Consider the following 4,859-nt stretch of genomic DNA (forward strand, 5'->3'; position numbering starts at 1 on the left):
ACCTCGCCCAGCGCAAGCTGGCGCGCGGCGAGCACGACATCGCACAATTCATCGATGCGGCGATCGATGCCGCGACCCGTGCCGCCAATCTCACGGCCCGGCTGCTCGCCTTCTCGCGTCAGCAGCCGCTGGCGCCGCAGATCGTCGACGCCAACCGCCTGCTGACCGGGATGTCCGACCTGATCCGGCGGGCACTCGGCGAAACCATCCGCATCGAAACGGTGCTGGCGGGAGGCTTGTGGAAAACCCATGCCGACCCGAGCCAGATCGAGAACGCCGTTCTCAACCTGGCCGTCAACGCCCGCGACGCCATGGGCGATGATGGCAAGCTGACCATCGAGACCGCCAACAGCCATCTCGACGACAGCTACGCCGCTGCCCATGCCGAAGTCGCGGCCGGCCAGTATGTGATGATCGCCGTCAGCGATACCGGTTCGGGCATGACCCCCGATGTCATCTCCAAGGCCTTCGAGCCCTTCTTCACCACCAAGGCGGTCAACAAGGGCACCGGCCTGGGGTTGAGCCAGGTGTTCGGCTTCGTCAAGCAGTCGGGTGGCCATGTCAACATCTATTCCGAACCCGGCGAAGGCACGACAATCAAGATCTACTTGCCGCGGTATTTCGGCCCCGAAGAGCCGGCCGTGCCCACGGGGCGAGGCGACAACACCGCCGCACCGGTCACCGAAACGATCCTTGTCGTCGAGGATGATGCCCGCGTGCGGGTCTCCACGACTGAGGCCATACGCGAACTCGGATACACCGTCATTCATGCAGCGAGCGGCGAGGAAGCGTTGCAGAAACTGGCGGAGAACCCGAACGTCGCCCTGCTGTTCACCGACATCGTCATGCCCGTCATGAACGGCCGCAAGCTGGCGGAAGAGGCCGTTGCCCGCATGCCGCTGCTGAAGGTGATCTTCACCACCGGCTTCACCAGGAACGCGGTGGTCCACAACGGCGTGCTCGACCACGACGTGCATTTCCTCGCCAAGCCCTTCACCATCGAGCAACTGGCGGCGAAACTGCGTGACGTGCTCGGCACGACGCAGGTCGCAGCGGATTGATCACAATCGCTTCAGCCTGACGCAGCCGCACTTCTCCACAGGCCGGGATAATCGACAACGAAGCCGTGCAGCGAGACGTTGAGCGTCTCGTCATAGCCGAACACCGGCGCGGCATAGGCGTAGCGAACGGTGTCGAGACGACGATAGCTCTGATCGAGGCGCACCAAGCTCAGTTCAGGGAAAGTCAGGTAGGCGGCCGGAGCAGGCGCCGCCTCGCCGATGCCTAGGTCGAACCGGCGGATCGCCAACAGGTTCGATGCCGGTGTGAAGCCAAGATCGACATCGACAAGGCCGTCGACACCCTGCTGGACTTCGCCGTTCAGCATCCACTGGCCGTTGGAATCGCGTTCGATCGCATAGTGCAGCTGGCGCGTGCCGAGAAAGCCTTCGATAAGCGCCGCCCGTGTGTGCCAGCCGGCATCGCAATTCACCTCGTAGGCGAGGCAGCACGGCTTGCCGTCCTGGATGAAGATGGCTTGTCCCTTGAGGCTGTGCCCGCCATCGTTCTGCGAAAGCAGACAGGCATCATGCCCCTCCACGTCCAGCCGATGCCAGAGGATCGAAGCCGTCATTGCTGTCATCGTCACCTCCTTCGAATTCAAAACGATGATGTATTCCTTCGCCCGCCAGGCCAATTGTGTTTCACCGCGGCGCGCTTCAGCTGACATGCCCTGACAGAATCCGGGTCCCTGCCGGCAGAGGAAAATTGTTGCCTTGACATTCGCGGCCTCACGCCCGACTTCCTAGCGCACGACCCCGAAATCGAAGTCGATTTCGGAAAGGATCATGCGCAGAATCTAAAGTGCTACAGCGTCCTTTGCGCGTCCAAGAGGACGTGCGGCGCTGTAGTGTCGAGGAGACCAACCCATGCCAGAGCCCCGACGATCGACAATCGATGCCGGAGAAGTGGAACGCTTTTCCGCCCTTGCCGCCGAATGGTGGAACCCGAACGGCAAGTTCCGTCCCCTGCACAAATTCAATCCGGTCCGGTTGGCCTATATCCGCGACCAGATAGCGACGCGCTTCGGCCGTGACCCACGCGCTGCAAGGCCTTTCGAGGGCCTGCGCATCCTCGACATCGGCTGTGGCGGCGGACTTCTGTGCGAGCCGATGGCGCGGCTTGGCGCCGAAGTCGTGGGCGCGGATGCCTCCGAAACCAACATCGAAGTGGCCAAGCTGCACGCCGCCGAGGGCAATGTCAGCGTCGACTATCGCGCCACGACGGCCGAGGACCTTGCCGACGCCGGCGAGAAATTCGACGTCATCCTCAACATGGAAGTGGTCGAGCATGTCGCCGACATCGACCTGTTCGTCGCCAAATGCGGCGAGATGGTGCGGCCCGGCGGCATCATGTTCGTGGCCACCATCAACCGCACGCTGAAGGCGCTGGGCTTAGCCATCATCGGCGCCGAATATGTGCTGCGCTGGCTACCGCGCGGCACCCATCAGTTCGGCAAGCTGGTGCGCCCGGAAGAGCTCGAAAAGGCGCTGGGCGGCGCCGGCCTGACCATCATCGACCGCACCGGCGTCACCTACAACCCGCTGGCCGACCGCTGGGCGCGGTCGAAGGACATGGACGTCAACTACATGGTCCTGGCGGAAAAAGGCTCGGTCTGATCTTATTCTGAATTCTGGCCTTATTCAGATTTCAGCGGCCTGTAGCCGCCGCGCCAGTAGATCAGCGCCTGGCCGGCATCGTGGGTGCGCACGGCCTCGACCGAGCCGATGACGATGGAATGCGTGCCGCGATCGATCATCTCGTCGAGGCTGCAGTCGAACGCGGCCACCGCGTCCGAAAGCAGTAAAGCTCCGGTCTTGAGCGTCATCCATTCGGCGCCCTCATAGCGGTCCTTGCCCTTGATGCCGCCAAAGCCGGAGAACCGCTCGGCCACGCGCTGATGCTGGGGGCCAAGCGAATTGACGCCGAAATGCCGGTAGCGTTCGATCACCGGCCAGGTCGACGACGACCTGTTGACGCAGGCGATCACCTTGGGCGGCTCGGCCGACAGCGAGACGACCGAAATGACCACCAGGCCGGAGCGATCCTCGCCGGTGCCAGCGGTGATGACGCTGACATTGCCGACGATCAGCCGCATCGCGGCCCGAAAATCCGCGACACCGACAGGATTTGCCTCCGAAGTCGTTGGTTCGGTCATGGGGGTTGCTCCTAGGCCGCCGACTGCATGGCGGCCGCTGCGATACGGATGCCCCGCTGTTCGAGGATAGGCAGGACGGTGTCGCGAAAATACGGGAATTCCTCGACATAGTCGACGAAGGACAGCGTCGAGCCGCGAAATCCGGCCTCGTGCAAGGCGGTGATCCCATCAGCGACCTGTTCGGCCGTGCCGGTGAGCGGGAAGCCGCCATGGCCCGCCGCCATCCGATCGCGGATGAGCGCCAGGAGGTCATGCGGGAACGACTGCGCATGCGCAAATTGCAGCTTCACCAGATTGTCGACGGCTGCCCAGTCGGCATTGGCGCGGGCGAAATGCTCGAGATAATCCTTCGCTTCCTTCTCGGTCGGCCGGCAGACGACATGGGCAAAGGTCAGCACGTCGACAGTGCTGCCGGCGGCGACCGCCTGTTGCTTCAGCGCGGCGATCTCGTCCCTGGAGCGTGACAGATCGATTGCCGGCGTGAACAGGAAGTCCGCATTGCGGACAGCGAATTTGCGCCCTTCTTCCGAGCCGGCGGCGTTGAGGATCGGCAGGCGCGCCGACGGCCGCGGATCGCCAAGCACGTTCTTCAGCTTGAAATAGGTGCCGTCCCAGTCGAACGCCTCGGTGCGATCCCACAGCGCCCTGACGATGTCGAACCATTCCTGTGCGTAGCCGTAGCGTGTGATGTGATCGTCGGGCAGCGTCAGCCCGAGCGCTTCATATTCCGGCTTGTTCCAGCCGGCGACGATGTTGAGGCCGATACGGCCGCGGCTGATCTGGTCGATCGTCGCCAATTGCTTGGCGACGACGACAGGGTGATTGGCCGCCGTGTGGGTGGTGGCGAAAACCGTGATGTTGCGGGTGAGCGCTAGGAGCCCTGCGGCCCAGGTGATCGTCTCCAGCACGTTGCCGTGGAAATTGGTCTCGCCCCCATAGCCGATCCAGCGGGCGATCGGCAGCATGAAATCGATACCGGCGTCGTCGAGCAGATGCGCCAGCCGCAGATTGTTGTCCCAGGAACTGACCCATCGTTCGGGAACCTTGGTGACGGTCATGCCGCCGGAACAATTGGAAGCGAAGGTCCCTAGAAAGAAGGGCTGTGCGTTGGCTGCGGTCTTGTCGAGCATGCTCATCGGTCGCGTTCTCCTCATTTTTAGGTTATATTTTATAATAGAAAGTCTATCATAAAATCATATGGACGCAATCGGCCGGATCGGCGCATGCTGCCGGGCGGGGAGACATGATGAACGACCGGCGCAAACCATTGGAAACACAAGCCAAGCTGCTGGATCGCGGCTGGCATCTGGCGCGGACGCCGCTCGAAATCGACGTCGCCGAAATCGAATATGCGCTGATGCGCTCCTACGAGGCGTTCGGCCACTGGCAGGCGGAATGCCTGGCGACGGTGATCGAGTTTTCCGCCAGCGGGCCGGAAAATGCGCTGCTTCACATCATCAGGATGAACGACCGGCCAAAGAGCGTCCGCGACCTGGCGCAGATGACCAACAGAGACGACATCCCCAACATCCAGTACAGCCTGCGCAAATTGCTCAAGGGCGGCCTGGTCAAGCGAACCGGCAGCGGCAGGGCCGGCGTCACCTACGAGGTCACGCCGCTTGGGTTTCGAGTCACCGAACGC

6 protein-coding genes are annotated in these 4,859 nt (G+C 62.7%); 3 read left to right on the top strand and 3 right to left on the bottom strand.

The annotated features are described in order from the left end of the window. On the top strand, positions 1-1,061 hold a 1,061-nt coding region (locus tag EN906_RS23160), incomplete at its 5' end, for an ATP-binding protein (RefSeq protein WP_127375402.1). An 11-nt stretch (positions 1,062-1,072) separates the two neighbouring features. Here EN906_RS23160 and EN906_RS23165 read toward each other — a convergent pair. Then, complete coding sequence (locus EN906_RS23165) at positions 1,073-1,642, bottom strand: putative glycolipid-binding domain-containing protein (protein WP_127266721.1); 570 nt, start codon at positions 1,640-1,642, stop codon at positions 1,073-1,075. A 286-nt stretch (positions 1,643-1,928) separates the two neighbouring features. Between EN906_RS23165 and ubiG the strand changes: the two genes are divergently transcribed. After that, the gene (gene ubiG / locus EN906_RS23170) at positions 1,929-2,678 is read left to right on the top strand and encodes a bifunctional 2-polyprenyl-6-hydroxyphenol methylase/3-demethylubiquinol 3-O-methyltransferase UbiG (protein WP_023811162.1); all 750 of its coding nucleotides are present in this window, start codon (positions 1,929-1,931) and stop codon (positions 2,676-2,678) included. A gap of 20 nt (positions 2,679-2,698) precedes the next feature. Here ubiG and EN906_RS23175 read toward each other — a convergent pair whose 3' ends face one another. Both EN906_RS23175 and EN906_RS23180 read right to left on the bottom strand, forming a co-directional pair. Continuing rightward, positions 2,699-3,217, bottom strand: a complete 519-nt coding sequence (locus tag EN906_RS23175; RefSeq protein WP_127271356.1) for a flavin reductase family protein — start codon at positions 3,215-3,217, stop codon at positions 2,699-2,701. Between the two features lie 11 nt (positions 3,218-3,228). After that, positions 3,229-4,353 (bottom strand): LLM class flavin-dependent oxidoreductase, encoded by a 1,125-nt coding sequence (locus EN906_RS23180; protein ID WP_127271358.1) that lies wholly within the window; start codon positions 4,351-4,353, stop codon positions 3,229-3,231. A gap of 110 nt (positions 4,354-4,463) precedes the next feature. Between EN906_RS23180 and EN906_RS23185 the strand changes: the two genes are divergently transcribed. Next, the coding region (locus tag EN906_RS23185) for a winged helix DNA-binding protein (RefSeq protein WP_164777299.1) at positions 4,464-4,859 on the top strand (396 nt) is incomplete at its 3' end.

This window comes from Mesorhizobium sp. M7A.F.Ca.CA.004.06.1.1 (assembly GCF_003999135.1).
In the GTDB taxonomy this organism is placed as follows: domain Bacteria; phylum Pseudomonadota; class Alphaproteobacteria; order Rhizobiales; family Rhizobiaceae; genus Mesorhizobium.

Excerpts from the sequence above, each read along its gene's own strand:
- EN906_RS23165 (WP_127266721.1), bottom strand. The coding sequence starts at position 1,642 with ATGACAGCAATGACGGCTTCGATCCTCTGGCATCGGCTGGACGTGGAG.
- ubiG (WP_023811162.1), top strand. The coding sequence starts at position 1,929 with ATGCCAGAGCCCCGACGATCGACAATCGATGCCGGAGAAGTGGAACGC.
- EN906_RS23175 (WP_127271356.1), bottom strand. The coding sequence starts at position 3,217 with ATGACCGAACCAACGACTTCGGAGGCAAATCCTGTCGGTGTCGCGGAT.
- EN906_RS23180 (WP_127271358.1), bottom strand. The coding sequence starts at position 4,353 with ATGAGCATGCTCGACAAGACCGCAGCCAACGCACAGCCCTTCTTTCTA.